Source organism: Leifsonia sp. SIMBA_070 (assembly GCF_046534635.1).
GTDB lineage: Bacteria > Actinomycetota > Actinomycetes > Actinomycetales > Microbacteriaceae > Leifsonia.
The window spans coordinates 1-24,250 of sequence record NZ_JAWRYK010000003.1 but is presented as its reverse complement, the minus strand read 5'-3'; the positions used below and the strand labels follow the sequence as shown (position 1 = coordinate 24,250).

Annotated in this window: 26 protein-coding genes and 1 pseudogene; 18 read left to right on the top strand and 9 right to left on the bottom strand. The window is 66.7% G+C overall.

The genetic code is table 11. The annotated features are described in order from the left end of the window. Positions 1-72: 72 nt before the first annotated feature. Positions 73-384: a hypothetical protein gene (locus SB754_RS19090; RefSeq protein WP_410784001.1), complete on the bottom strand. Its 312-nt coding sequence runs from the start codon at positions 382-384 to the stop codon at positions 73-75. A 61-nt stretch (positions 385-445) separates the two neighbouring features. On the opposite strand from SB754_RS19090, the gene SB754_RS19085 reads away from it, so the two are divergent. The 3 genes from SB754_RS19085 to SB754_RS19075 all read left to right on the top strand — a co-directional run bounded on the left by SB754_RS19085 (position 446) and on the right by SB754_RS19075 (position 2,676). Then, positions 446-715: a hypothetical protein gene (locus SB754_RS19085; protein ID WP_410784000.1), complete on the top strand. Its 270-nt coding sequence runs from the start codon at positions 446-448 to the stop codon at positions 713-715. 4 nt (positions 716-719) lie between these two features. Continuing rightward, positions 720-1,034, top strand: a complete 315-nt coding sequence (locus tag SB754_RS19080; protein ID WP_410783999.1) for a hypothetical protein — start codon at positions 720-722, stop codon at positions 1,032-1,034. Between the two features lie 226 nt (positions 1,035-1,260). Continuing rightward, the gene (locus SB754_RS19075) at positions 1,261-2,676 is read left to right on the top strand and encodes a ParB/RepB/Spo0J family partition protein (RefSeq protein WP_410783998.1); all 1,416 of its coding nucleotides are present in this window, start codon (positions 1,261-1,263) and stop codon (positions 2,674-2,676) included. 62 nt (positions 2,677-2,738) lie between these two features. Here SB754_RS19075 and SB754_RS19070 read toward each other — a convergent pair whose 3' ends face one another. After that, entirely contained in the window at positions 2,739-3,041 is a 303-nt protein-coding gene (locus SB754_RS19070; protein ID WP_410783997.1) for a hypothetical protein, read from the bottom strand. Positions 3,042-3,623: 582 nt separating this feature from the next. On the opposite strand from SB754_RS19070, the gene SB754_RS19065 reads away from it, so the two are divergent. Beyond that, positions 3,624-4,478, top strand: a complete 855-nt coding sequence (locus SB754_RS19065) for an ArdC-like ssDNA-binding domain-containing protein (RefSeq protein WP_410783996.1) — start codon at positions 3,624-3,626, stop codon at positions 4,476-4,478. A 91-nt stretch (positions 4,479-4,569) separates the two neighbouring features. On the opposite strand, the gene SB754_RS19060 is transcribed toward SB754_RS19065, so the two are convergent. From SB754_RS19060 to SB754_RS19045, 4 genes are all read right to left on the bottom strand, one after another. Continuing rightward, on the bottom strand, positions 4,570-4,902 hold the full coding sequence (locus SB754_RS19060) for a hypothetical protein (RefSeq protein ID WP_410783995.1): 333 nt from the start codon (positions 4,900-4,902) through the stop codon (positions 4,570-4,572). Positions 4,903-5,005: 103 nt separating this feature from the next. Then, positions 5,006-5,971 carry a phosphatase PAP2 family protein gene (locus SB754_RS19055; RefSeq protein ID WP_410783994.1) on the bottom strand — a complete coding sequence of 322 codons (966 nt, stop codon included), beginning with the start codon at positions 5,969-5,971 and terminating at the stop codon, positions 5,006-5,008. A gap of 205 nt (positions 5,972-6,176) precedes the next feature. Further along, entirely contained in the window at positions 6,177-7,253 is a 1,077-nt protein-coding gene (locus SB754_RS19050) for a sodium:calcium antiporter (protein ID WP_410783993.1), read from the bottom strand. A 192-nt stretch (positions 7,254-7,445) separates the two neighbouring features. Next, the gene (locus tag SB754_RS19045; RefSeq protein WP_410783992.1) at positions 7,446-7,724 is read right to left on the bottom strand and encodes a hypothetical protein; all 279 of its coding nucleotides are present in this window, start codon (positions 7,722-7,724) and stop codon (positions 7,446-7,448) included. A 141-nt stretch (positions 7,725-7,865) separates the two neighbouring features. Between SB754_RS19045 and SB754_RS19040 the strand changes: the two genes are divergently transcribed. Then, positions 7,866-8,360 (top strand): MarR family winged helix-turn-helix transcriptional regulator, encoded by a 495-nt coding sequence (locus SB754_RS19040; RefSeq protein ID WP_410783991.1) that lies wholly within the window; start codon positions 7,866-7,868, stop codon positions 8,358-8,360. A gap of 48 nt (positions 8,361-8,408) precedes the next feature. On the opposite strand, the gene SB754_RS19035 is transcribed toward SB754_RS19040, so the two are convergent. After that, entirely contained in the window at positions 8,409-9,182 is a 774-nt protein-coding gene (locus SB754_RS19035; RefSeq protein ID WP_410783990.1) for a flavin reductase family protein, read from the bottom strand. Between the two features lie 205 nt (positions 9,183-9,387). Here SB754_RS19035 and SB754_RS19030 point away from each other — a divergent pair, with 205 nt between their 5' ends. The 12 genes from SB754_RS19030 to SB754_RS18975 all read left to right on the top strand — a co-directional run bounded on the left by SB754_RS19030 (position 9,388) and on the right by SB754_RS18975 (position 22,130). Then, positions 9,388-10,368 carry an MIP/aquaporin family protein gene (locus tag SB754_RS19030; protein WP_410783989.1) on the top strand — a complete coding sequence of 327 codons (981 nt, stop codon included), beginning with the start codon at positions 9,388-9,390 and terminating at the stop codon, positions 10,366-10,368. A gap of 269 nt (positions 10,369-10,637) precedes the next feature. Then, complete coding sequence (locus SB754_RS19025; RefSeq protein WP_410783988.1) at positions 10,638-11,405, top strand: SDR family NAD(P)-dependent oxidoreductase; 768 nt, start codon at positions 10,638-10,640, stop codon at positions 11,403-11,405. Further along, a complete protein-coding gene (locus tag SB754_RS19020) occupies positions 11,402-13,204 on the top strand; it encodes a glycoside hydrolase family 15 protein (protein WP_410783987.1) in 1,803 nt (600 codons plus the stop codon). Before SB754_RS19025 ends, SB754_RS19020 begins: the two co-directional genes overlap by 4 nt. Before the next feature lie 5 nt (positions 13,205-13,209). After that, positions 13,210-14,547: an NAD(P)/FAD-dependent oxidoreductase gene (locus tag SB754_RS19015; protein WP_410783986.1), complete on the top strand. Its 1,338-nt coding sequence runs from the start codon at positions 13,210-13,212 to the stop codon at positions 14,545-14,547. Continuing rightward, positions 14,544-15,002, top strand: coding sequence for a hypothetical protein (locus SB754_RS19010; RefSeq protein ID WP_410783985.1), 459 nt, complete (start codon positions 14,544-14,546; stop codon positions 15,000-15,002). Before SB754_RS19015 ends, SB754_RS19010 begins: the two co-directional genes overlap by 4 nt. Then, positions 14,999-15,646, top strand: coding sequence for a gluconate 2-dehydrogenase subunit 3 family protein (locus SB754_RS19005; RefSeq protein ID WP_410783984.1), 648 nt, complete (start codon positions 14,999-15,001; stop codon positions 15,644-15,646). Before SB754_RS19010 ends, SB754_RS19005 begins: the two co-directional genes overlap by 4 nt. After that, entirely contained in the window at positions 15,643-17,280 is a 1,638-nt protein-coding gene (locus tag SB754_RS19000) for a GMC family oxidoreductase (protein ID WP_410783983.1), read from the top strand. The genes SB754_RS19005 and SB754_RS19000 overlap by 4 nt, the downstream gene beginning before the upstream one ends. A gap of 29 nt (positions 17,281-17,309) precedes the next feature. Continuing rightward, positions 17,310-19,142, top strand: a complete 1,833-nt coding sequence (locus SB754_RS18995; RefSeq protein ID WP_410783982.1) for a thiamine pyrophosphate-requiring protein — start codon at positions 17,310-17,312, stop codon at positions 19,140-19,142. After that, positions 19,132-20,325: an enolase C-terminal domain-like protein gene (locus SB754_RS18990; protein ID WP_410783981.1), complete on the top strand. Its 1,194-nt coding sequence runs from the start codon at positions 19,132-19,134 to the stop codon at positions 20,323-20,325. Before SB754_RS18995 ends, SB754_RS18990 begins: the two co-directional genes overlap by 11 nt. 41 nt (positions 20,326-20,366) lie before the next feature. After that, entirely contained in the window at positions 20,367-21,077 is a 711-nt protein-coding gene (locus tag SB754_RS18985; protein WP_410783980.1) for an alpha/beta fold hydrolase, read from the top strand. Between the two features lie 149 nt (positions 21,078-21,226). Beyond that, a complete protein-coding gene (locus SB754_RS18980; protein ID WP_410783979.1) occupies positions 21,227-21,562 on the top strand; it encodes a hypothetical protein in 336 nt (111 codons plus the stop codon). Between the two features lie 43 nt (positions 21,563-21,605). Next, a complete protein-coding gene (locus SB754_RS18975) occupies positions 21,606-22,130 on the top strand; it encodes a carboxymuconolactone decarboxylase family protein (protein WP_410783978.1) in 525 nt (174 codons plus the stop codon). An 81-nt stretch (positions 22,131-22,211) separates the two neighbouring features. Here the strand turns inward: SB754_RS18975 and SB754_RS18970 are convergent. Further along, positions 22,212-22,391: pseudogene (locus SB754_RS18970) on the bottom strand (hypothetical protein); the annotation flags it as partial. Between the two features lie 74 nt (positions 22,392-22,465). Continuing rightward, positions 22,466-22,900 carry a hypothetical protein gene (locus SB754_RS18965; protein WP_410783977.1) on the bottom strand — a complete coding sequence of 145 codons (435 nt, stop codon included), beginning with the start codon at positions 22,898-22,900 and terminating at the stop codon, positions 22,466-22,468. A gap of 325 nt (positions 22,901-23,225) precedes the next feature. Here SB754_RS18965 and SB754_RS18960 point away from each other — a divergent pair, with 325 nt between their 5' ends. Continuing rightward, complete coding sequence (locus tag SB754_RS18960; RefSeq protein WP_410783976.1) at positions 23,226-23,483, top strand: hypothetical protein; 258 nt, start codon at positions 23,226-23,228, stop codon at positions 23,481-23,483. The last annotated feature ends 767 nt before the right edge of the window (positions 23,484-24,250 follow it).

Genomic DNA, 24,250 nt, shown 5'->3' with positions numbered 1-24,250 from the left:
CGTCACCGATGTCCTGAGACACCGACCGCTTCCGATGTCCTGAGACACTTTCGCTTCCGATGTCCTGAGACATCACAACTCTTGCGGAGTAATGATCGTGCCATCCGGTGCCGTGGCCGGGTTGAGGAAGTTCGGCATACCCAGCGCCAACGCGCAGCCGTCGACCGCCTGCCGCAGCTCGTCGTAATACCCCAACGGCCACCGGTCGCTGCGCTTGAGCACCCAGTGATCAACCCGGTACACCATCAGCGTCTCGTGAGTGTCCGAACGGGTCGCAGGGCCGTACTCGATCTGAAAGTGGATCCGGTTCGCCGCATCATCCAAAACCAGCCACACCCGCTCCCCCACCTGCAACACCTTCACGTTCCCGACCTCCTGCAACATTCGAACATATCTTCGAATTGTGGTGCAATGGGGTGACACTAAGCAGCTGGAGGTCCTGGTCATGAGCATCGCGCCCGCCGCCGACATCATCCACGTCTGGACCGAACACGGAACACCGATCCGCCTCGTCTGGGCCGGTAACCGGTACCGGGTCGTGGGCGCCGAACCAATCCGCATCACCGCTGTACACGATGTGCTGACCCGTCCAGCGGAGCAGCTGGTGGGCTGGTCAGTTATCGCACGCGCAGAACGAAACCGAACGGATCTGCGGATTTTCCGGTTGCAGCGTCACGGTGCCGGTTGGGTCCTTATCGACCTCGACCCGGCCTGAACCCGTGGGCACGAACAAGCGCTACGACGTCTATTCGAAACCGCTGTCCGAGATCGCGGAGGCGGCCGAGCGACAGCCCCGCCCGATCAGCATCCCCGAGGATGTGGTGCGGGCCAGCGGTCGACGCCGGGACGAACCGCAACCAGTGCCCGTGACGGTTCACATGCCGGTCCAGGTCGCCTACACCGACATCCAACTGGTCGACGGTGAAGCACTGGCCTGGACCACCGGCGGCCTGGTGTTGATCCGCTACGTTCCCGAAGGCTCCCGGTCCCCCATCTACGTCTGGGTCGCCGGGAACCTCGTTCACCGCAAGTAGCACCCCAATCTCAGTGGAGCCGCGAGCGGCGCCCCGCTTGCTCAGGTTGTCCGTCTGCCTGGCCAGCTGATCGTAGGTCGCTGCGGCGGCTCCGTTCCGGGCTTTCGCGGCATATCCTCGCTGCGCTGCGGTATTCCACGGACCCGGCACTGCACCGCCTCCGCTTCCCTTCCGATCCTCTTGCCAGACAGGCGAAGCAAACCAGTTGATCGAAAGAAGCAACGCCATGAATGCCACCACCGTCACCGGAACCATCCAGCACCTGGACCCGCACAGCCTCCTGTTGGAAGTGAACGTGCGACCCACCGCACCCATCACCCCCGCCTTCGTACAATCCATCCGGGAAAACGGGGTCCTCACCCCCGTCCTCGCCCACCACAACCCCGACGGCAGCATCACCGTCCGCGCCGGGCAACGCCGCGTCTTCGCCGCCCGCGAAGCAGCACTGCCCACCATCCCCGTCTACCTCGTCGACGCCGACGACATGGCCACGGAGCGGATCGTGCAGCAAATGGTGGAGAACGACCAGCGCGAACCGCTCACCGACGGTGACCGTGCCGCCGCGTTCCAGCAACTCGCGTTCGAAGGACTCACCATCACCGCAATCGCCCGCCGCACCGGCAGCAAAACCCGAGAGGTCAAAACCGCGCTCGCGATCACGGAGAACACCGCCGCAGCAACCGCGCTCCACGAGCACCCGCTCACCCTGGATCAGGCGGCGGTGCTCATCGAATTCGACACCGACGAAGAGGCCCGCACCCAGCTGATCCAGGTCGCGACCACCGATCCGGCTCAGTTCGCGCACGCGGCCCAGCGGGCACGCGACGAAAAAGCCCGCACCCAAGCCAAGGCGGACGCGGAAACCGAACTCGTCGGGCGTGGGTTCGAAATCCTTGACACCGAGCCCGGCTACTACGACACCCCGTACACCCGCATCGGCGAACTCCTCACCGCCGAGAACGAACGGGTCACCGTCGAACAGATCGAGAATCTCGCAGGGCGTGCGGCACTTGTTCGCGTCTACGCCGACGGCGACCCCACCATCACGTACTTCCTCCACGACGCCAAAGCCGCAGGATTCCACACCTACAACAACAGCGGCTCCAACAGCGGACCAATGACCGAGGAACAGAAGGCCGAACGGCGCATCCTGATCGCCAACAACAAGGCCTGGGCCTCCGCCGAAGTCGTCCGCCGCGACTGGCTCACCACCCTCCTCACCCGCAAAAACCTCCCCAAAGACACGGGAGTCGTGATCGCACGAGGCCTCACCGTGCACCGGCAGGCGATCAGCACCGCCACCCGGGAAGGCAACCAACTCGCCCACCAACTACTCGGTGTCGAGCCTTCCGGCTACTTCGCGGCCGACAAGCTCGCCGCCCTGCTCGAGCACACGCCGGGCAAAGCGTCGCAGGTGGCATTGGCGATCGTGCTCGCGGCGTGCGAGAGCGTCACCAGCAAGCAAACCTGGCGCACCCCGTCCCCGACCGATGCCGCCTACTTCACCCAACTCGCCGCCTGGGGATACCCCCTCAGCGACGTCGAACGCATCGTCACCGGCACCGTCACCGGCACCGACGACCCGGCCGCAGCAGACAAGTCGGACCCCGAGCAAAAGGTCGCCGACGGCAGCGAAGGCTGAAACCGGGAGTTGTGGGTCCCGCCACGGACGGCGGGACCCACCACCGTGTCTCGGCGCGCAGCTCAGTCGAGTCCGTGCAGGTGCGCGCCAGCCGCCAGCGCTGCGATCACCGCACCGCCAGCCAGGCGAACCCGATCCAACGCCAGGAACGGAACGCACGCCGTCTCTGCGGTCAACGCCGCCAGGTAACCGATGGGGGTGTGCGGGTCGGCGGCGATCGCCCACCCATCCACCGCATACCTGCTGACCGTGTCCACGCATTCCTTCTTTTCCTCCGGTGTCGGGCTGCTCGTGCCGACCACTCCGATCAGTCCCCGTTGCAGTTCTGGGCCCATGTGTGTGGTGTCGATGATGAATACCCACATGATGCTTCACTCCCCTGCTCGATCGTTTTGTTTGCCTTTCCGGCGGAGAGATCGAGAGCGAGTGGGAGCGGCGTGAGTGCCGGGACCGTGGAATACCGGACTGGAGCGAAGCGGAGGGAGGATATGCCGCGAAAGCCCGGCACGGTGAGCCGCGGGAACGAGCTACGATCGCCCCGCGGAAAGACACACAAACCCACAAGGGCAGCGCCGCCGCAGGCGGCTCAACAGGTTCCATCGGCGGACGCCTGCTGCGGTTGCAGCTGATCTCCGACGCCCCCGACCGGCGCATTTGCCACGAGATCGGCTGGCAGACCCGAGCGCCCGGCACCGAACCGGTCACCCAACAATCACGAAATCGATACAGGGCGTGCTCAGACCGTTCAGAACGCTCTGTCTAAACGAAAGAGTGACCCTTCCGGCCGTTCATCCTAATTCGCTCCTGCGGCTGCGTGCCGGGCTTTCGCGGCATATCCTCGCTGCGCTCCGGTATTCCACGGACCCGGCACTACGCCGCCACCGCTCACCATCGATTCCCCTTGCCGAAACGGCACACACGAAAAGTCGTCCACAGGGGAGAAACCAATGAGCACCACAAGCACACACCGAGCCGGTTTGAGCGCCGACGAACAGAAAGCACGCGCCGAGGCGCTCCATAACTCGATCAGCGAACAGGTGGAACAACTCAAGAACTCGGAGAAGTGGCGGGCGTTCTTGGACTTCGCCAGCGCGTTTCACGCCTACTCGCTGAACAACCTGCTGCTGATACTCGCCCAGAAACCGGACGCGACCCAGGTGGCCGGGTTCCGGAAATGGCAGAAGCTGGGCCGCCAGGTACGCAAAGGCGAAACCGGGATCCGCATCTTCGGCTACTCCACCAAGAAGGTCACCGACGAAGACGACACAGGCGAGGAACAGGAGCGACGAATCGTCCGCTACCCGATCCTGACCGTCTTCGACATCAGCCAAACCGACCCCCTCGACGAAGCAGAAAACACCAGCAGCATCACCCAGCAACTCACCGGCACCGACGACCACGGTCTCATCAACGCCCTCATCGACTACCTGCTCGCCGAAGGCTGGAGCATCCACTACCGTCCACTGCCCGGCAGCCGAAACGGTTACACCGATCCCCATGCGCGGGCGGTCGTACTTGATGACAGGCTCAGCGCTGTGCACACCGCCAAGACGCTGATCCACGAAGCCGCGCACATCCTGCTCGGACACACCAGCGACCCACTCGACTACGTGAGCCACCGCGGCGTGATGGAGGTCGAAGCGGAATCCGTCGCCTACATCGTCGCCGGCCTCGCCGGATTCGATACCAGCGCTTACAGCATCGGCTACATCACCGGGTGGGCCAACGCCGACACTGACCTCATCAAGAGCACCGCCGCCCGTGTGCTTCAAAGCTCGCACCGCATCGCCGAACTGGTCTAGAGGGCGAGCACCAACGGCCCTCGTCTCATGCGGGTTCGGCGAGGGGGTTTCACGTTCCGTACCGCGGATATCCATCAAACTCCGCGGACCACTACTCCAACTGCAGGTGAGGATCCGAATCGGGTTGCGGCTCAGTCAGAGGACGGCTCGGCTGCAGATGCGCGGTCCTCCTTCTCAGCTCCGCGAGCACCGTTAGGTCTTCAAACTCGTCCTCCCCGACGGATTCGATCGGCGCGCTCACGATCTGGCTGGCCGGGCCGATGATGACTTCTACCATCCCGGCATCTCCCGTATTACTGCGTCCAGGAACGCTGACGGTGTCCGCGATCTCGTTATAGGCCAACGCCTTGGAGTACTCCATGATGGCGTCTGCAATCTGATCGCCGGTATGGAACCAGGTCCCGGCATAGGTGATCCTTCGCACAAAGCCGAGGGTCCGCCTGATCCGAGAAGGAGTTAGGAGCTTGACACCCACTCCGTGCGTGATCTAGCGCTCCATCATCGTTCTTAGATCACTGTTTGGGAGGCTACGGTGAGCACAAGAGGGGACGACATGGGCTACCTGGTATACGACAACAACTGTCGCGTCTACTTCGACGACCGTGTTCTCGCTCACCTTCAACTGGTCGTCGTGAGCAAACTGCGACGGAAGGAGTCGTTCGTCCTCCGGTTCGTGGAGTCCCCACACGCCGGCGGAGGCCATACCTCGCTGTGGATCGACTCATCGCTTCCGTTGCGGTTCCATTTCCTCGGGTCACGGCCCCCGGGTATTGATCCTGAATGGGTTGAAAGGTTGACGGTTTCCGCACTGTGAACGCGTACACGGCGGCCCCGCAGATGAGCAGAACCCGTGCGTGAACGGAGTGGCGTCTCAGAATCAGCAGGTAGGCGATGATGCCGATCACGACGACCGCGTTCAAGGTGTGGCCGCTCGGGAACGAGGGCGAATACTCGTACGGGGGCACAGCGTCCGTCAGCGGTGGCCGGTGCCGTCCGATGAGGTCCTTTCCCGCGATGGTCATCGCGAGCGAGCCCAGTCCAGCAGCGCCGATGAGGAGCACGGGCGTCCACGAGCGGCGACGGAGGGTGAGGATGAGGATCGCCGTCACCGCGATGAGGGGCATACCGATTTCGCCTGCGATATCGGTGTAGCCGATGGTGAACGCGTTCAGCACAGGCGAGCGCAGGTGAATGGCCGCGTTCAGGATGGGCAGGTCCAGTCCCGCGACTCCGTCCTTGTCGGTGACAGCGTCGTAGACCTGCGCCGCCACCAGGGTCAGGATGACCGCCAGCGTCATGCCGACGACCAGGGTGATGATGAGTGCAGCGTTGGGCCCGAGCCGGACGCTGATCCAGTGAGCGAACCGGGCGAGTTCACGGCCGACCGGCGTGTACCAGTGCGTCAGGTCGCGGTCGCCGACGAAACGGTCGTCGGTGAGCTCACCACGTACGCCGGTCTCTTTCGGATCGGGATTCAACGGAGAGCCGGTCATTGCTCGCATTGTGCCCGCGGTTCGTCACGCGGGACACCGCCCTGGGCTGTGTATGCACTCAGAGGGAATGAGACCCGGGCCTCGTGATGAGGTCTTCGATGCGTCGTGTGCCGTTTTTCGCGTTGCGGGTATCCACGATCCGAGCAGGGGGACAAGCGCGTCAAGCAAGAGCTTGGGCCAGGGTCGCTGTCGCCGGTCGACGCAATCAGCCGATGCTGATGGCGACGAGTCCGGCCACCCCGATCAGGTAGAGCACGAGCACGGTCAAGGAGTCGGGGCCCATCCCGGCGACGTGCTTCCGCGGCCGAAAGACGAGCCCGATGGCGTAAACGATGGTGAGCAGCCCGGCTAGCGCGGTGAGATAGATGTCGCTGGCGTTTGCTTGCGGGAGAACGGCTTTTCCGCTGATCAGGGTTGCGACGAGGAAGAGGACCGGGAGGAAGGCGTTGCCTCCGAAGATGTCGCTGATGGCCAGGTTGTCATCGCCTTGTTTCACTGCCTGAAGTCCGGTGGAGATCTCGGGGAGGCTGGTGGCCAGCGCGAGCACGGTGGCGCCGAAGAGCACGCCAGAGATGCCGATGTGCTTCGAGACTGCGTCTCCGGCCAGCTCCAAGGCGACACCGGAGGCCAGGGTGAGCAGTGCTGCCACGCTGAAGGTTACTGCTGCCTTCGCCGTGGTCATCTGTTCTGGGCTGGCCGGCTTGCGGGTTCGGTGCCCGCTGGGGTGAGGCGTCGTCGTGTCCGGGGCGGCGCCGTCCTCATGCCAGGGAAGACCCTTGCTGGCTCGTCTCACCAGGAACAGACCAATTAGCCAGATGGCGGCGATCAGGATCACGTCCGGGGTCAGGCGGGCGAACAGCAGACCCGCCGGGAGCTGGCTTCCCGCGATCACTACTGAGAGCACTGCGACCACGATCACGGCTTCCAGGACGAGGCCGAGTGAGGCCGCCCGGTACGTGATGGGTTTCACGGCTTTCCCGCGCTTACCGAAAGCGTCAAGTATGACGATGACGACCGTCTGAAGCGCGATACCGCCGAGGATGTTGCCCACAGCCACATCTATCGACCCCGACGCTGCGGCACTGACCGTGATCGCGATCTCCGGAAGGTTGGTAGCCACCGCCAGCACGATCAAACCACCAAGCGCACTCCCGAGGTGCAACCGGTCGTCCAGAACGTCGGTGGTCTTCGACAGCTGGATACCGGAGAACCAGATCACCGCCGCGCCGGCCACAAAGATGAGCACCAACAACCACAGCGGCAGAGACTCCATGCCGCCCATGAAACTCCGGACGTGCACTTCTACAACTATTGCGCAATCGCAGCCATGGTGCATTCATGCTCGTCCGCGATCGCCCTGTCGCACAACACCTCGCCCGAAGCCTCGGAGCGACCTCGCCCTGATCGCCGCAAGCGGACGACTTTGGCGGCTCCTGCTTGGGAGCCGCCAAAAGCCGGCCACGGCCGGTGCAGACTACTCGCGGTGCTCGCCCTCCCCGCGCGTGTGCGTATCATTCTCGTGCGTTTCGTGGTCGGCCTTCGGGTAGTTGCCGCTGCGCAGGTGCGAGCTGCGCACAAGCGGCTCCGAACCCTCGCGCTCCGAACCGACGTAGGCGCCAACAATGTCCGCTTCGGGGCCGGGGTGCCCGTCCGACTCGGTGTACTGTCCGTGGACGTCGCGCGGCTCGGCGGTCTCGGGCTCGGCCTGCGTGTACCGGCCCTCCACGAGGTCACGCTCATCTGCTTCTGCCATGACCATCGCCTCCTTAGTTGCGTTCCCGCAATCATCCCACCCGCGCGGAGGCGGGGGAAGCGAAATTCGTCGACTCGGAGCCCGCTCGCAAGTTGCGCAAATGTTGCCGGTGCGCAAGCGATTCGCGGTACAACTGGAAGGGTGGGTGCCCAGAACAACGACTTGAACGATGTGGACGCCGCGCTCCTCGCTGCGGACGTGATGCTGGGCGTTGCGGCGCGCTCGGTGCTCGAGGTGGAGGACATCGTCACGTCGCCGCAGTTGCGCGTGCTCGTCACGATCGCCACCCGGGGGCCGCAGAACCTCGGCGAGATTGCCGCCGAGCTCGGTGTCCACGCCTCCAATGCGACCCGAACCTGCGAGAAGCTTGTGGGCGCCGGGCTTATCGCGCGATCGGAGGATCCCGACGACCGGCGGTTCATCCGGCTGACACTTACGCCACAGGGTAGTGCGCTCGTCGACCGGGTGATCGCTCACCGCCGCTCGGCGCTCGGCGACGTGCTCGCGGCGATGGAGCCGGATGAGCGGGCGGCGGCGGCCGAGGGTTTCCGAGCGTTCGCCCGCGCGGCCGGCGAGCGGCACGGCGGCGACGGCCGGTTCACCCTGGTGCGCCTCCCAGCATCTGAGGGCGCGTAAAGCGGGCCGCCTCCCGACGATCCAGGACCCACTTGATGGCGAGGCGCCCTACGCCGCGCCGCAGCGCCGACACGTGCCGGTCGCCTCCCGCATCGCACCGCACTCGGGGCAGATGGATGCGAGCCAGCACGCCGCGTCGCCGCCTTCCGGCTCCTCCTGCTCCTCGGCCCAACGGTCGGCGGGTGACGGGGCGGCGGAGCCGCGTGCGCCGAGCGGCTCGCCGATTCCGAAGTAGTGGCGGAAGCTGTAGACGATCGGCTGCCACGCCAGCGGGTCGATGTGGTCGCCGTCGCGGACGATGCGGGAGTCGGCGTGGACGCGGACGACCTCGGCCTCCACGATCGCGTAGTCACCGGTCACGCCTGGCGTCACCCGCCGCACCTGCGCCTCAAGCTGCAGCAAGCACTCAAGCACGCGCGGCGGGTCAACCAGGTCGGAGGGTTGCGGCGTCAACCCCGCCGCGGCGAACTTGTCGGCGCTGTACGCGTACCGGGCGGCCTTCGCCTCCGGTACTTCGGGCTTCCCGGTCAGGTCGGCGATCTGCTCGACAGCGGGCCACAGCGGCGGCGACGGGAAGTTCACCGTGAGCTGCGGCCGTTCGCGAAGATTGGCGAGCGTGTGCCCGTCGGCCTCAAGCCCGAGCGCGAGCATCCTGCCGAGAGCCCAGTACGAGGAGGCGGGCGCGAGGTTCGCGCCGCCGTCGTCATTTCGGGAGGCAAGCAGCAGCACCGGCGTGCCCACATAGAGGACGGCGGGATTGATTACGCGGTGCCCACCGTGCTGGTGCCGGGCCTGCTCCCCTGCCGCCTCAGCGGCGGTCACCGGGCTGCCCCGTACTCAGTGCGGCGAGGACTCCCGCGGGGTCGGTCCAGCGTGCCAGACCCGCACTCCGCCCCTAGCCAGCGTCGCAGATCCATTCCGGGCTCCTCACATCGCGCGGGCGGAAAAGTTCATTGCGCAATCGCAACGGTTGCGTAACACTTACTATATCGACGTGGTGACACGCCGCTTCCATTGGAGGTGCGGAATGTCCGATGACACGATCCCGGTCCTCGTCCGAGGCTGGGGGCTCAAACGCCGGAGCGGCCTGTGGGGCGAGTGCCTCGCGGAGTTCCTCGGAACCTTCGTCCTGATCGCCTTCGGCGACGGTGTCGTCGCGATGGCTGTCGCCGCGCTGCCGGGATCCGGTCGCACTGAGGGGCCAACGACGTTCTTCCTCGGCGCCGGCGACTGGCTGCTCGTCACCTGGGGCTGGGCGATGGCGGTCGTGTTCGGCATCTACGTCGCCGGCGGCGTCAGCGGCGCACACCTCAACCCGGCGGTGACGCTGGCGTTCGCAGTGCGGCGCGGCTTCGCCTGGGTGAAGGTGCTGCCGTACATGCTCTCGCAGCTGCTCGGAGCCTTCCTTGGCGCGGCTTTGGTGCTCGGCGTGTACGCCGCGGCGATCGGTGCGTTCGACACCGCGAGCAAGGGTCCGAAGGTGAACGGACATACGCTCGCCTCCTTCTCGATCTTCGCCACCTTCCCCGCCCCGTACTACGACGGGAACATGTGGGGGCCGCTGTTCGACCAGATCGTCGGGACGATGTTCCTCGTGCTGCTGGTCGTTGCGGTCATCGACCTGCGAAACACGGCCGTCCAATCGAACCTGGGACCGCTGATCATCGGCTTCGCGGTCGCCGCGATCGGCATGTCCTACGGCGCCAACGCGGGATACGCGATCAACCCTGCCCGTGACCTTGGCCCGCGGCTCCTCGCCTGGATCGCGGGGTGGGGCGACCTGGCGGTGCCGGGTAACGGCCCGTGGTTTAGCGGATACATGTGGGTTCCCATCCTCGGGCCGCTCATCGGCGGGGTGATCGGCGTTCTGGTTTACGACCTGTTCGTCGGCGACATCCTGCACGCCCGGCTGCTGCGCGCCGGCCGTGCCGCCCCCGAGATGGCCGGCCCCCCGTACCAGCCGCCCGGACCGGACACCGAAGAACCCCAGGCTCGACCCCCCTCCTAAGGCGCTGGTCGACGAGGACCAGGGTTCCGGACGGGGAGGGGCAGTCCACGACTCCTCCCCGTTCCGTGTCGGCCTACTGAACGCGTCGGTCAAGCTCCGCCGGCGGCGGCGTGATGAAGGAAGGGATGAAGAGCCGCTTCGAAAACGCTGAAACCACGCCGAAAGACCTCCAACGTTGTAGGGGCTGGCTGCAGCAATACAGTCAGGCGTTCAAGCAGTTGCGTTTGCGCAAGTAAGTGGTTCAGTGGGCAGAGGACGAGGAGGAATGCGTGGACCTGAATGGCAAGAGCGTCGTAGTGACCGGGGGCAACAGCGGAATCGGGGCGGCAATCGTGCGGGCGCTGGCCGCGTCCGGCGCAGCGGTCGTGATCGACTACGTCAGTCGACCCGAGGATGCCGCGGATCTGGTGAAGAACATCACCGCGAGCGGCGGCCGCGCAGTCGGGGTGGAGGCCGATGTGAGCTCGGTCGCCGGGATCGACAAGCTCATCCAGACCGCGGTCGACGAGTTCGGCCGGCTCGACGCGTTCGTCAACAACGCCGGCATCGAGAAGCGGCACAGCCTACTGGAGGTCGACGAGCAGACGTTCGATCAGGTGATGGCCGTCGACCTCAAAAGCGCGGTCTTCGGCACGCAGCGGGCGGCGAAGCGGTTCATCGAGCAGGGCGGTGGCGGGATCGTGGTGAACATCTCCTCCGTTCACGAGGAGTGGCCCATGCCCGGCAACCTCAGCTACTGCGTGGCGAAGGGCGGGATGCGGATGCTCACCCGTACCGCAGGGGTCGAGCTCGGGCCGCAGGGGGTGCGGGTTGTCAACGTCGCTCCCGGGGCGGTCGACACCCCGATCAACACCCTGACGATGAGGGACGACTCCCTGCGGCAGAAGCTGGAGGACAGCATCCCGCTCCGGAAGGTCGCCGAGCCGAACCAAATCGGTGAGGTCGTGGCGTTCGTGATCTCGGACGCCGGCTCGTACCTGACGGCTACGACCGTCTTCGTCGACGGCGGGATCATGCACGGCAGCGTGGGACTGTGAGCGCGGCACGGATCGAGGACTATGCCCTGATCGGCGACCTGCACACGGCGGCGATGGTGTCGGCGAACGGCTCTATCGACTGGCTGTGCCTGCCACGCTTCGACTCCCCCGCCTGCTTCGCCGCACTGCTCGACACGGACGCGGCCGGACGCTGGCGCATCGCCCCGCAGGACGCGGGACGCAGCACGCGGCGCCGGTATCGGGGCGACACGCTCATCCTGGAGACGGAGTGGGAGACGGCGGACGGCCTGGTGCGGGTGACGGACTTCATGCCGGTGCGCGATCGGGCCGCCGACCTCGTGCGCATCGTGGAGGGCGTCAGCGGACGGGTGCGGATGTTCAGCGAGCTCATCCTGCGGTTCGACTATGGTCGCATCGTCCCGTGGGTGACCCGGACCGACCGCGGCATCCGGGCGGTGGCAGGACCGGACGCCATACTGATCTCCGCCGATGTTCCGATGGAGGGGCGTGACCTCAGCACCGTGGCCGCGTTCGACGTCGAGGCGGGCGACTGCGTGACGTTCACGCTCACGTGGTACCCCAGCCACGCCGACCAGCCCGAACCTGCCGACCCCGAGGCCGCTCTCGCGGCGACCGAACTGTTCTGGACCCGGTGGAGCGACCGCAGCACCGCCTACGGCCCGCACACCGACGCCATCCAGCGCTCGCTCATCACCCTCAAGGCGCTGACCTATCTGCCCACCGGCGGCATCGTCGCCGCACCCACCACCTCCCTCCCGGAACAGCCGGGCGGCCCGCGCAACTGGGACTACCGCTTCTGCTGGCTCCGGGACGCGACGCTCGCGCTCCAGTCGCTGCTGACAGCCGGCTACACCGACGAGGCGGCGGCGTGGCGGGACTGGTTGGTGCGGGCCGTCGCCGGCGACCCCGCCGACCTGCGCATCATGTACGGCCTGGACGGACGCCGCCGGCTGCCGGAGGAGACGCTCGACTGGCTGTCCGGGTACGAGAACTCAACCCCGGTCCGCGTGGGGAACGCGGCCTCCGAGCAGCTGCAACTCGACGTCTGGGGGGAGGTGCTCGACGGCCTATCGCTCACCCGATCGACCATCGGCGCAGGAGACGACGCGTGGAACGTGCAGCGCGCCCTCGTCGACCACCTCGCCGACCACTGGCAGGAGCCGGACAACGGTCTCTGGGAGATGCGCGGGCCACGCCGGCACTTCACGCACTCGAAGGTGATGGCCTGGGTCGCCGTCGACCGGATGATCGACGGCGCCCAGCAGTTCGGCCTTCCCGGGCCGGTCCGCCGCTGGGAGCGGCTGCGCGCCGAGATCCGCCGCGACATCCTCGCCAACGGCTTTGACCAGAAGCGCAACACGTTCGTCCAGGCGTACGGCTCGAAAGATCTGGATGCGTCCCTCCTGCTGATCCCGCGGGTCGGCTTCTTGCCGCCGGACGACCGTCGGGTCATCGGCACGATCGAGGCGATCCAGCGCGACCTCACCGAAGACGGCCTCGTGCTCCGCTACAAACCGCAAGCGAGCGACGACGGGCTGCCCGGCGGCGAAGGCGTGTTCCTCGCGTGCTCCTTCTGGCTGGTCGATGCGTTGATCGGCGCCGGCCGCCGCGACGAGGCTGAGGCGCTGTTCACCCGGCTGCTCGCCCTCCGCAACGACGTGGGCCTGCTCAGCGAGGAGTGGGACCCACACGCGGCTCGGCAGCTGGGCAACATGCCGCAGGCGTACAGCCACTTCGCCCTGATCCGCAGCGCCTTCCACCTGCTCTCCGGCGCGGCGACCACGACCCAAGACCGCATCCCAATCGGGAAGGAGTGACCCGCATGACCGCACCGCACATCCTCGTCCTCGGCGCCGGCTTCGCCGGGTTCACGCTCGCCCGCGCCCTCAGAAAGGAAGCCGCAGCACACCGGATCCGGGTGACCGTCGTGGACCCGCAGCCCTACCTGACCTACAAGCCGCTCCTACCAGAGGTCGCCGGTGGTGAGACACAAGCACGCGACAGCGTCGTCCCGTTGCGGCGGCCCCTGCGCGACGCGGACCTCGTGTCCGGCTGGGTGGTGTCGGTGGACACTGGCGCCAAGGTCGCCGTGATCCGGACGCTGGACGGCACAGAGCGGGCGCTCTCCTACGACCACGTCGTGTTCGCCCTCGGCGCCGTAACCAAGACCCTCCCCATCCCAGGCCTTGTCGATAACGGGATCGGCTTCTCAAGCGTGGAGGAGGCGGTCTACCTGCGAGATCACGTCCTCGGCCGCATCCGCTTCGCCGCCTCCACCGCCGACCCGGCGGAGCGCCGCCGCGCGCTCACCTTCGTGTTCGTCGGCGGCGGCTACACCGGCGTCGAAGCGATCGCCGAACTGCAGCGCCTCGCCGCGGCGGAACTCGAGCGCTACCTGGAGCTCGACGGCGAGCGGATGCAGTGGCTCCTGGTCGAGGCGGCCGGCCGCGTCGCCGCCGAGTTGACCGAGCCGCTGTCCGCTTGGACGCTGCGGCTGCTGCGGCGCCGCGGCATCCGCGTGCTGCTGCACACCGAGATGACCGGATGCGAGAACGGCGACGTCGTGCTGAATAACGGCGAAATGCTTTCCGCCGACACGATCGTCTGGGTCGCGGGCGTCACTCCCAACCCAGTGCTCGACCGCGCCGACGTGCCGCGCGGGCCCAAAGGCCACGTGCAGTGCGACGCACGCCTCCGGGTCGTCCGCGACGACGGCACGCCGGTAGAGGGCGCCTGGGGACTGGGCGACGACGCGCAGATCCCCGACCTCACCGCGTCGAAGCAGCCCGCCTACTACCCGCCGAACGCGCAGAATGCGATTCGCCAGGCGCGGGTGCTGGCCGGCAACCTCCGACTCGCCCTCGACGGGCGCGCGCCCGCCGAGTACCGGCACACGTCTCTAGGCACGCTGGCCAGCTACGGCGGGATGCGCGGCGCCGCAGTGCTCCGCGGTGTGCCCCTGCGCGGGCTCCCGGCCTGGGCGATCGACAAGGCGTACCACGCGATCGCGCTACCGAGCCCCGGCAGGCGACTGCGGCTGGTCCTCGGCTGGATCGGCAACGGCTTGACCAGACAGGACGCGGCACCGGTCGGCGCATTCCGCGATCCGAAGGAGAGTTTCCGCCGGGCGGCGCAGGAACAGGAGCAGGAGAAGAAATGAAGGTGCGGAAGACGAGGCGCAAAGCGGAACACGGCATCGACCGGCTCGTGCGCAACGTGGAGACCGGCCGGTTCGAGCGGTCGCTCTCGGGGCTGACCGCGGCCGGGTCGCTGGTGACGGCCGCCGAGATCTACTTCGAGCACGACAAGGCGAGCTTCGGCAATCCGTGGATGTGGGCGCCGGTCGTGCTCGGCCCGGTCGGCGCGATCGCGGGCGTGGCGGGTGTGTTCAGCCGCCGGGCCGCCAAGACGCTGCTGCCGATCGCCGCGGCGACCATCGTCGCCAACGGCCTGCAGGGCACCTATCTGCACGCCCGCGGCGTCGGGCAGAAGCCGGGCGGCTGGCGCAACCTCCGCTACAACATCGAGATGGGGCCGCCGCTGCTCGCGCCCCTGCTGGTCACCGTGGTCGGCGGGATGGGGCTCCTCGCCGCGATCCTGAGGCGAGAGAAGTGAGCACGCCACCGGTGCAGGCCGGCACGGAAGTGCCGGCGCGGTTCCCGGGCTTCCGGGTGCTCGACCAGGCGAACCACTGGGACGACGCCACCCGGTCCGTCGTGCTGGCCCGCGTCGGACGCCCGGCCGACATCCGCTTCTTCGACGTGGCCGAGCAGGCTGCGGCCACCGCACTGTTCGACGAGCTTCTCGACCAGGAGGGCGATGGCCGGGTACCGATCACCGCGATGGTGGATGCGCGACTGGCCGAGAGCCAAACCGACGGCTGGCACTACGACAGCATGCCGACCGACGGCGACGCCTGGCACATCACGCTGGCCGCGCTCGACGACGAAGCCCGGGCGATACACGGTTGCTCCTTCGCTGAATGCGGCCGGGACGAGCGCCGGGAGCTGCTGGAGGGGATCCGCAGCGGCGACGGCGACTGGCATGACCTGCACCGGGGGCAGGTGTGGGGCCTGTGGACCCGGTACGCGTGCACCGCCTTCTACAGCCACCCCGACGCTTGGGACGAGATCGGGTTCGCAGGGCCGGCGTACCCGCGCGGGTACAAGAATCTCGGCGTTGGCAAGCGCGAGCCATTCGAGGTTGCAGACGCCCATCCCGCCAAGATCCCCGCCACACGGACCGGAGGCGCATCGTGAGCGGGGCGACGGTGCGCGAGCGCAACGCGTCAGCCTGGCTGCTGACCGCGGACGGCTCGCGCACGCGCCCGGAACTCCTGAACGGGATGCGGCGCTTCGCCGACACCGACGAGGTCGATATCGTCATCGTGGGGTGCGGTGCCGGCGGCTCCGTGCTGGTGCAGCGCCTCGCCCGTGCCGGCTGGAGCGCGGTCGCCTTCGATGCCGGCCCGTTCTGGGATCCCGATCGCGACTGGGTCAGCGACGAGGCCGGCTCGCACCACCTCTATTGGACAGAGCCGCGGCAGATCGGCGGGGACGATCCCGTGCCGCTCGGCTCGAACAACTCTGGTCGGGGCGTCGGCGGTTCGATGGTTCACTACGCCGGCTACACCCCGCGCTTTCACCCGAGCGACTTCCACACGCTCCGCGTGGACGGCGTCGGGGCTAACTGGCCCATCGCCTACGAGCAGCTCGCGTCCTATTACTCTGACATCGAGAACGAGCTCCCGGTCGCCGGGGAGGACTGGCCGTGGGGTGACCCGCACAGCTACCCGCACCACGCGCATCCTGTCTCCGGCAACGGCGAGACCTTCCTCCGTGGCACAGAGGCTGCCGGGATCACGGCGAAGGTTGGACCGGTCGCGATCGCCAACGGGCGGTTCGGCCACCGGCCGCACTGCATCTACCGCGGCTTCTGCCTCCAGGGGTGCAAGGTCAACGCCAAGGCGTCGCCGCTCATCACGCACATCCCGGACGCACTCGAGCACGGCGCGGAGATTCGCGCGGACAGCATGGTCGCCTCCATCGGCTACGACGAGCGCACCGGGCGAGCCACCGGCGTGCACTACTTCCGCGACGGCGTCCCCCGCTTCCAGCGGGCGCGGATGGTCGCGATCGCCGGCTACTCCATCGAGACCCCGCGCCTGCTGCTGAACTCCCGGTCCGACCGTTTCCCCGACGGGCTGTGCAACGACTTCGACCAGGTGGGGCGCTACCTGATGGTGCAGGGAGCGCCGCAGACCGCCGGCCGTTTCCCGGACGAGATCCGGATGTGGAAGGCGCCGCCTCCCGAGGTCAGCACCGAGCAGTTCTACGAAACGGACCCCACGAAGCCGTACAAGCGCGGGTACTCCATTCAGACGGTCTCACCGCTGCCCATCACCTGGGCTGAGCACGTGATGGCGCAGGGCCACTGGGGCGCCGATCTGCGGCGGTACATGTCCGACTACGTGCACTGGGCCTGCCTCGGCGCGCTCTGCGAGTTCCTCCCCCAGCCGGACAACCGGGTCACCCTCGCCGACGAGACCGACCGGTACGGCCTCCCCGTCGCCCACTTCTCGTACACGCAATGCGACAACGACCGGGCGCTGGCGAAGGCGGCGCAGGCGACGATGGAGCGCATCCTCGAGGCCGGCGGGGCGCAGGAGACCATGACCGTTCAGCGCTACGCGCACCTGGTCGGCGGCGCACGTATGGCCGCCGACGAAACGGAAGGGATCGTAGACGGCGACTGCCGGACGTTCGCTGTACCTAACCTGCTCATCACCGACGGGAGCGTGCTTCCCACCCAGGGCAGCGCCAACCCCGCTCTCACCATCATGGCCGTCGCGGCACGCGCGGCGGACCGGCTCATCGAGCGCCCGGAGCCCTGAGCGGCCGGCGCAACGCAAGGAGGACAGACATGGCACAGACGGTCAGCGAGTTCGTCATCGGACGGCTGCGCGAGTGGGGCGTGCGGCGGGTGTTCGGCTTTCCCGGGGACGGCATCGGCGAGTTCGACGGGATGCTCGGCAAAGCCGAGCGGGCAGGCGAGGGGCTGGAGTACATCCGCCCCACACACGAGGAGATCTGCGCGCTGATGGCCACCGCGCACGCGAAGTTCACCGGAGAGGTCGGCGTCTGCGTCGCCACCTCCAGCCCCGGCGGTTTCCACATGATCAACGGCCTCTACGACGCCAAGATGGACAACCAGCCGGTCGTCGCGATCATCGGGCAACAAGGCCTCAACTCGTTCGGCACGTTCAACCAGCAGGAGAGCAACCTGGAGCAGGCGTTCTCCGATGTCGCCGAGTACGTGCAGACCATCGTCTCGCCCGAGCAGGCGCAGGCCGTCGTCGATACCGCGTTCCGCACGGCGATCACCCGCAAGCAGCCGTGCGTCATCGTCCTACCGCACGACGTGCAGGGCATGAACATGGCCGAGCCCGGCGCGGAGATGTGGGTGTCGCGGTCGAGCGCCGTCGCCCCCTCGACGGCGATCTCACCGCCACTCGAACAGCTGCAGGCGGCTGCGGACATCATCAACGCGGGACAGCGCGTGACCTTCCTCGTGGGCGCGGGAGCCGACGGCGCCACGGAAGAGGTGCTGGAGGCGGCCCGCCTGTCAGGCGCGGGTGTCATCACGACGCTACGCGGCAAGCAGGTCGTGCCCGGAGACATCCCGTTCCACACCCAGCAGGTCGGCCTGCTCGGCTCCCGGCCAAGCTACGACCAGATGCAGGACTGCGACACTCTCGTGCTGCTCGGCACCAACTACCCGTACGGGCAGTTCCTGCCCAAGACCGGGCAGGCCCGCGCGATCCAGATCGACATCAGGCCGGAGCAGCTGGGACTTCGCTACCCCACCGAGGTGAGCATCTGGGCCGATGTGAAGACCGCGCTGGCCGGCCTGCTCCCCCTCCTAGGTCAAAAGGACGACCTGGCCTGGCAGAAGAAGGTGGCCGGGAAGATGCGCGACTGGGAAGACGAGCTCGCCGCCCAGGCCGAGAAGCACTACGACAACGGCGTGAACCCCCGCAGGGTGTACGCCGAACTGAACAAGCGGCTGCCCGCTGGCGCCATCGTCACCTGCGACGCGGGAACCACCGCCGACTGGTACGGCCACTACATCCGGCTGCGCGACGGGATGCGCGGCGACCTCTCCGGCCGCCTGGCCACGATGCTGGCCGCCATGCCGTATGCGGAGGCGGCGAAGTTCGCCTACCCCGACCGCACCGTCGTCTGCACCATCGGCGATGGCGCCTTCCAGATGCTGGGAATGAACGAGCTCATCACGCTCAAGAAATACCTCTCGAAGTGGGACGACCCGACCTTCGTGGTACTCGTGCTGCACAACAACGACCTAACCCAGGTCTCCTGGGAGATGCGCACCGAGGACGCCAACCCAGTCTGGTGGACCTCGCAGGACGTCGAGTCCGTCGACTACGCCGGCTGGGCACGGCTGCTGGGGTTCCAAGGCATCACCGTAACCTCCGACGACGAGGTGGAAGCCGCATGGGATGCGGCCCTCGCGCACCGCGGCGTCACCGTGATCGACGCGCACACCAGCAAGAACGTCCCACCGCTCCCACCCCACATCACCTACGAGTTCGCGAAGAACACCGGCCTCGCGCTGCTAAAGGGCGACCCGGACGGCATCGGCGTGATCAAGGACTCCGCCACGTCACTGATCACTGAGGGGGTCGAGCGGGTGAAGGACGCACTCCACCTCGACCGGGACAGCCATGAGAAGTGACGACGACGCGCGGCTACACCAGATCACCGGGGATGCGTTTGAGGTTCCGACGGCGATCGGGGGTCGTGAACGACCGGAAAGTGACGGCACCATCACTTGGAGCAGCACCAGCCTCCTGATCGTCCGCCTGGCGGCCGCGGATAAGACCGGGCTCGGATTCGCGCACACCCCTTCCGCAGCTCTCGGGATTGTCCGGGATGTCCTCTGGCCGGCGATCGAGGGAATGGACGGCCGCGACACCGAACGCATCTTCTGGGCGATGGCGCGCGCAGTCCGCAACATCGGATGGCGGGGCCTGTGCGCAAGCGCCATCTCGGCCATCGACATCGCCGTGCATGACCTCGCCGCCCGGCTGGCCGGAGTCCCCCTCGTCCAATATCTCGGCGGCGCGCACGATACAGTTCCCGCGTACGGCAGTGGCGGCTTCACCGACTACACCGACCAGGAACTGACCGAGCAACTGAGTTCCTGGGCCGAGCATGGCCTGCGGGCCGTGAAAATGAAGGTCGGATCCGATCCCGGGGACGACCCGCGCCGCGTCGCCCTCGCACGGGACACCATCGGCCCGCACGTGGAATTGTTCGTGGACGCGAACGGCGCGTACGAGCGCAAACAGGCACTCCACCTCGCTAACAGATTCGCGGACCTCGGCGTCACATGGTTCGAAGAGCCGGTGTCAAGCGACGACCGTGCCGGTCTCACCCTGCTGCGCGACCGTATGCCCGCACCGCTCCGGCTGGCCGCCGGCGAGTACGCATACACCCCGGCCGACTTCCGCGACCTCATCACCGACGACTGCGTCGACGTGCTGCAAGCAGACGCCACCCGCTGTGGAATCACCGGGTTCCGCATCGCCGCCTCACTCGCCCGAGCGCACGACATCCCCCTCAGCGCACACACCGCTCCCGCCTTACATGCCTCTGTAGCCGCCGCGTTCGACGGAACGATCAACGTGGAGTACTTCCACGACCACGCGCGCATCGCCGGCACCTTCTTCGACGGTGTCCCCGCGTTGCGTAACGGCGATCTGGTACCGGACCGCTCATCTCCCGGGCACGGACTCGAGCTCAAAGAGGCGGACGCCCGGCCGTATCGGGTTGCCTCCTTCACTCGCGTAACGGACAGCTTCGCCACGGCGAAAGCACCCGCTCGGATACACAACAAATTAGGAGGGATGCAATGACATATCGGCTGGTTCGGCTTCCCAGCGGCCGAGAAGTAGGGATGACTGGCCTCGGCGACCCGGCCGGTGAGCGCCTGGCGGTCCTTCTCCACCCGACCCCGGGCGCGTCGGGTTTCGACCCCGCACCAGAGCTAACGGCACGTTCCGGCATACACCTGCTGACATTCGAACGCCCCGGCTACGGCGCCACCGAACAGGACATCACCACCGTCACCAGCTGGGTGGACGACCTCGCCGGTTACTTGCGGGAGGCGGAGGCGGGCGCACGAGAATCGACGCGCACTACCTACGGTGGAATCGGTGTTGTTGGGTGGAGGGAGGGAGGAATCTACGCGGCCGCGCTAGCTGCCAGGCATCCGCACCTAGTGAGGCGGTTGGTATTGGTGGGAGCGCCTGCGCCATCACGCGCGGTCAACGGTGCCTCCTGGCAGCGTGAACTCACGACGCGAGCCGCTCACTACGGGTTGCTCGGGTACACAGACCGTTTGCAGCGGATGCTTGAGACCGCATTCACTCAAGGAGACGCGGGAACCGTCGCCGACCGTCGCGCTTTCGAGGAGCCGGACCTAGTTGTCCCCCGTGTCCACATCGAAACCTTGATTCTTTACGGCACGACCGACGCCTACGCAACTGTGCACGACGCACAGTGGTACGCACATGCAGCGCATGAGGCGCGTGTCGAACGCGTCGACGGAGGTGCGGACATCATAGGCAAGCACTGGCAACACGTGATCGATTTTCTCATCGAGTGACTAACGTGACCCAAGGAGGACCTCAGGACGGCCAACGGCGCCGGCGCGAAAGGATCCGTGTTCCCAGCGCCTCACGTCGTCGAATGGGCCGGGCCTGACTTCGAGTCAGCGCCTGCCCCGGCTGGTAGGTTCGCGCGTAGAGTCTCCGCATGTCCGAAGAAGATCTTGGATCTCACGAATCCCACGCGGAACAGCTCCGCGCTCGTGTTTCGGTGTCAGGGCTGACGAGCCAGGAACTGCGCCTGGCCGCGCTCGGTGCCGCTACCGATGACCGCGACGCTCCCGAACCCTACGGCACGCTGGTTCGCCAGATCATCGCGGACTCCGTACGAGTCAGCGATGGCCAAGTGCTCGCTGTCCGCGAGGCCGCCGGCTCTGACAAGGCCGCATTCGAGGTAATCCTCACGGCCGCGATCGGGGCGGGATTGGCGCGGTGGGACGCGGCGCAGCGCGCGATCACAGAAGCCAAAGATGCGGCTCCCTGAGATCGACCTTGGCGACAGTCTGAGGCATCGGACGCTCATCGGGATGATCTCCCGCGTCTCCGGCATGCGGCTCCCTGATGCCGCGCGGGTCGCGTTCTACCACCAGGATTTCGCCGGCCCCATCCTAGGCGCATGGGTGCAGAAGGCGATGCGCGGGCCCAGTGCGTGGAGTGTGTCTGAGCGGGAATTGATGGCCGCGACGGTCGCGAGTTGGAATGCGTGCCCGTTCTGCGTGGGGGCGCACTCGGCCATTGCTGTCCGCGGCATTAGCCAAGCAGTCACAGACGCTGTACTGCGGGACTACCGTTCCGCTCCGATCTCACCCCGGTTCAGGGCCGCGCTGGCATTCATCGAGAAGATAACGCTCACACCGAACGATCTCACCGCCAACGACGCACGAACCGCCCTCGCGGCGGGATTGAACGTCGACGAACTGCGTGACGCGGCCGCCGTGGCCGCCGTGTTCAACATCATCGCTCGCTACGCAAACGCACTCGACTTCGAAATCCCCAGCGGCGCCGAGTTCGACAAAGCCGCCGGCATGCTGTTGCGTCGCGGGTACTCCTGAAGGCCTTTGGGGGCGGACCCGGCCGCAGCCGAACCCGCCCTCCGGGCCGGTGGGCTCAACTTCGTTTAGCGCTCGATGTCATCAAGACTTTGCTGACCCGGCACGGTTCGTACCTGCTGTTGCGAGCTGAGCATGTGTTCCGAGACCGTGTGCCGCGAGGTAGTGCTTGGCGTCAAGGGCGGCGGAGCAGCCGGTTCCGGCGGTCGATGACGGCTTGCCGGTACCGCCGGTCGACCAGGTCGCCGAGGCGAACACGCCGGGCCGGGGAAGCAGGCGAGGGCGTCAGACCGCTTTTATCGGAGCAATCCCTACCCTGCTGGTTTGACAACTATGTGTCAAACCTCTCGAGCGGAATCAGAGGTGACCTGTGCGGGCGGCAGCCAGCTGGTCACGTCGAGGATCTCGCGGACGGTCTCATCCACTGTGGCGGGATGGGTCACCACCTGGAAGTGGCGGATCCGCTCATGATCTGAGCGGGCATGGTAGACGTCGACCCAGGTGCGTAACGCTGCGGCCAGTTCTTCGGTGGGCTCTCGATCGGACACCCGCTTCTTCAAGATGGCGATGGGGGCAGTCGTCTCGCAAATCATCAGGCGGGCGCCGGGCAGCGCTGCGCGGATGAGTTCGACCTCTTCCTCGTCGTTGAACACCATCGGGATGATCAGTTTGATGTCCGGGACCGCGTCGACGTAGTTCGGCCAGATCGCCCGGAGATTCTCCCGCGGGAACCATCGGCCCGGGTAAGGGTGCACAAGGCTCAGCTCATCCATATCGATGACACCCCACGGCACGTTCGCCCCACCGAGCGCCAAACTGAGCGCCCGAGCGAGGGTGCTCTTCCCGGAGCCCGGAGAGCCATGCAGCACTAACACATCCGCCATAACCAACGATTATGTCGCGGCCGCACAGGGCGCCCGTCGCTTCGGACCGTGCCACTTATGACGCCCCTTGCCGCCCGTGTACTCTCGTCCCAAGCAACGGCCCCAGCCGGTTGCGGCCGGCCGCCCGCTCCCCCCAGTGGGCGGCCTTATCTGTCTCCGCATCGGCCGGAATCACTCTCTAGCCGTTGGCGTAGGGCGGGCTTAGAGTGCCGCCATGAACGCGTTTGGGGTGTTCGTTGCCGTGCTGCTGCACGAGGATTCGAACCGTGACTATGCGGTCGAGCTCCCCCGCAACGAGAATCTCCCTCCCCGCCGGATACTGATTCCAACGGACTTTCTCGGCGCGGCCGCCTTTGACGCGTACGACCTCATAGACGCTTCAGAGTGGCCGTCCCAAGCTGTCTTTTGCCACGTTGAAGTGATCCCCCGAACAGTGCAGGAGGTGGCCGTCACACGGGCCCACCGCAAGTAACACCGCGTAGCTGGTGCGTAGGTCTCGCAATCCAACGCGCGCAGAGGGTCGGCGCAGTCAGCTGTCGATAACGCAGTGTTCGCCGGGAAGGAGTTCCCTCAGCTCGGCACCCACCTCCATGGTGATCGTCCTGAGGGGTCCCACCGTGAGCTTCATTCCGTTGGCGGAGAGCACTCCGGTCCGTGCGAGGATGACCTGCTTCGTCGGACGAGTTCCACGTACTCCTAATCAGTGCTCTCGAGGGGTGAACAGTGGGGCGGTGTAGCCGCCGTTCTGAATGGCTTCGCTCGCGGCCGCGTCCCATGTGCGGGGTCGCGTGGTCGACGTGCGACCGCCGGGTACGCCGCGTGTCGATCGCCGCCAGGACGAGGATCGCGAGGGCGAGAACGACCACCGGCGAGGATCAGCATCCAGTCGGCAGACGGCCGCCACACGCATGTGCCCTCTAAGGTGCCGAAGAACACGGGGTCCGGGTTCAGCGGCAGCCCGGCATTCAGGCCGTCGATCTTGGAGCCGGGCGCAGCGGCCGCCGGCCAAGTACTTCTGAACGGCGGAAGCGAGAGGCAGGAGGAACCTATCAAGAGCGATCAATAAGGCAGCGAATACCAGACGGAAGCGAAAAGCGCGACGGAAGGAGGCAACGAAAGGAGGAAGGCAGGAGACGAGCAGCGATAACGACCGACAAAACGTAATGCACGTAGGCACTCTTCGAGATGTGCGCTGTTATGTCTCAGGACATAGGTGACGATTCTGCCTCAGGACATCGG

What these genes read in the sequence shown, in the direction of transcription:
- SB754_RS19055 (WP_410783994.1), bottom strand. Translation starts at nt 5,971, where the DNA reads ATGACCGGCTCTCCGTTGAATCCCGATCCGAAAGAGACCGGCGTACGT.
- SB754_RS19075 (WP_410783998.1), top strand. Translation starts at nt 1,261, where the DNA reads ATGAATGCCACCACCGTCACCGGAACCATCCAGCACCTGGACCCGCAC.
- SB754_RS19085 (WP_410784000.1), top strand. Translation starts at nt 446, where the DNA reads ATGAGCATCGCGCCCGCCGCCGACATCATCCACGTCTGGACCGAACAC.
- SB754_RS18960 (WP_410783976.1), top strand. Translation starts at nt 23,226, where the DNA reads ATGAACGCGTTTGGGGTGTTCGTTGCCGTGCTGCTGCACGAGGATTCG.
- SB754_RS18965 (WP_410783977.1), bottom strand. Translation starts at nt 22,900, where the DNA reads ATGGATGAGCTGAGCCTTGTGCACCCTTACCCGGGCCGATGGTTCCCG.
- SB754_RS18980 (WP_410783979.1), top strand. Translation starts at nt 21,227, where the DNA reads ATGTCCGAAGAAGATCTTGGATCTCACGAATCCCACGCGGAACAGCTC.
- SB754_RS19030 (WP_410783989.1), top strand. Translation starts at nt 9,388, where the DNA reads ATGTCCGATGACACGATCCCGGTCCTCGTCCGAGGCTGGGGGCTCAAA.
- SB754_RS19070 (WP_410783997.1), bottom strand. Translation starts at nt 3,041, where the DNA reads ATGTGGGTATTCATCATCGACACCACACACATGGGCCCAGAACTGCAA.
- SB754_RS18985 (WP_410783980.1), top strand. Translation starts at nt 20,367, where the DNA reads ATGACTGGCCTCGGCGACCCGGCCGGTGAGCGCCTGGCGGTCCTTCTC.
- SB754_RS19010 (WP_410783985.1), top strand. Translation starts at nt 14,544, where the DNA reads ATGAAGGTGCGGAAGACGAGGCGCAAAGCGGAACACGGCATCGACCGG.
- SB754_RS18975 (WP_410783978.1), top strand. Translation starts at nt 21,606, where the DNA reads ATGATCTCCCGCGTCTCCGGCATGCGGCTCCCTGATGCCGCGCGGGTC.
- SB754_RS19045 (WP_410783992.1), bottom strand. Translation starts at nt 7,724, where the DNA reads ATGGCAGAAGCAGATGAGCGTGACCTCGTGGAGGGCCGGTACACGCAG.
- SB754_RS19065 (WP_410783996.1), top strand. Translation starts at nt 3,624, where the DNA reads ATGAGCACCACAAGCACACACCGAGCCGGTTTGAGCGCCGACGAACAG.
- SB754_RS18995 (WP_410783982.1), top strand. Translation starts at nt 17,310, where the DNA reads ATGGCACAGACGGTCAGCGAGTTCGTCATCGGACGGCTGCGCGAGTGG.
- SB754_RS18990 (WP_410783981.1), top strand. Translation starts at nt 19,132, where the DNA reads ATGAGAAGTGACGACGACGCGCGGCTACACCAGATCACCGGGGATGCG.
- SB754_RS19090 (WP_410784001.1), bottom strand. Translation starts at nt 384, where the DNA reads ATGTTGCAGGAGGTCGGGAACGTGAAGGTGTTGCAGGTGGGGGAGCGG.
- SB754_RS19050 (WP_410783993.1), bottom strand. Translation starts at nt 7,253, where the DNA reads ATGGGCGGCATGGAGTCTCTGCCGCTGTGGTTGTTGGTGCTCATCTTT.
- SB754_RS19015 (WP_410783986.1), top strand. Translation starts at nt 13,210, where the DNA reads ATGACCGCACCGCACATCCTCGTCCTCGGCGCCGGCTTCGCCGGGTTC.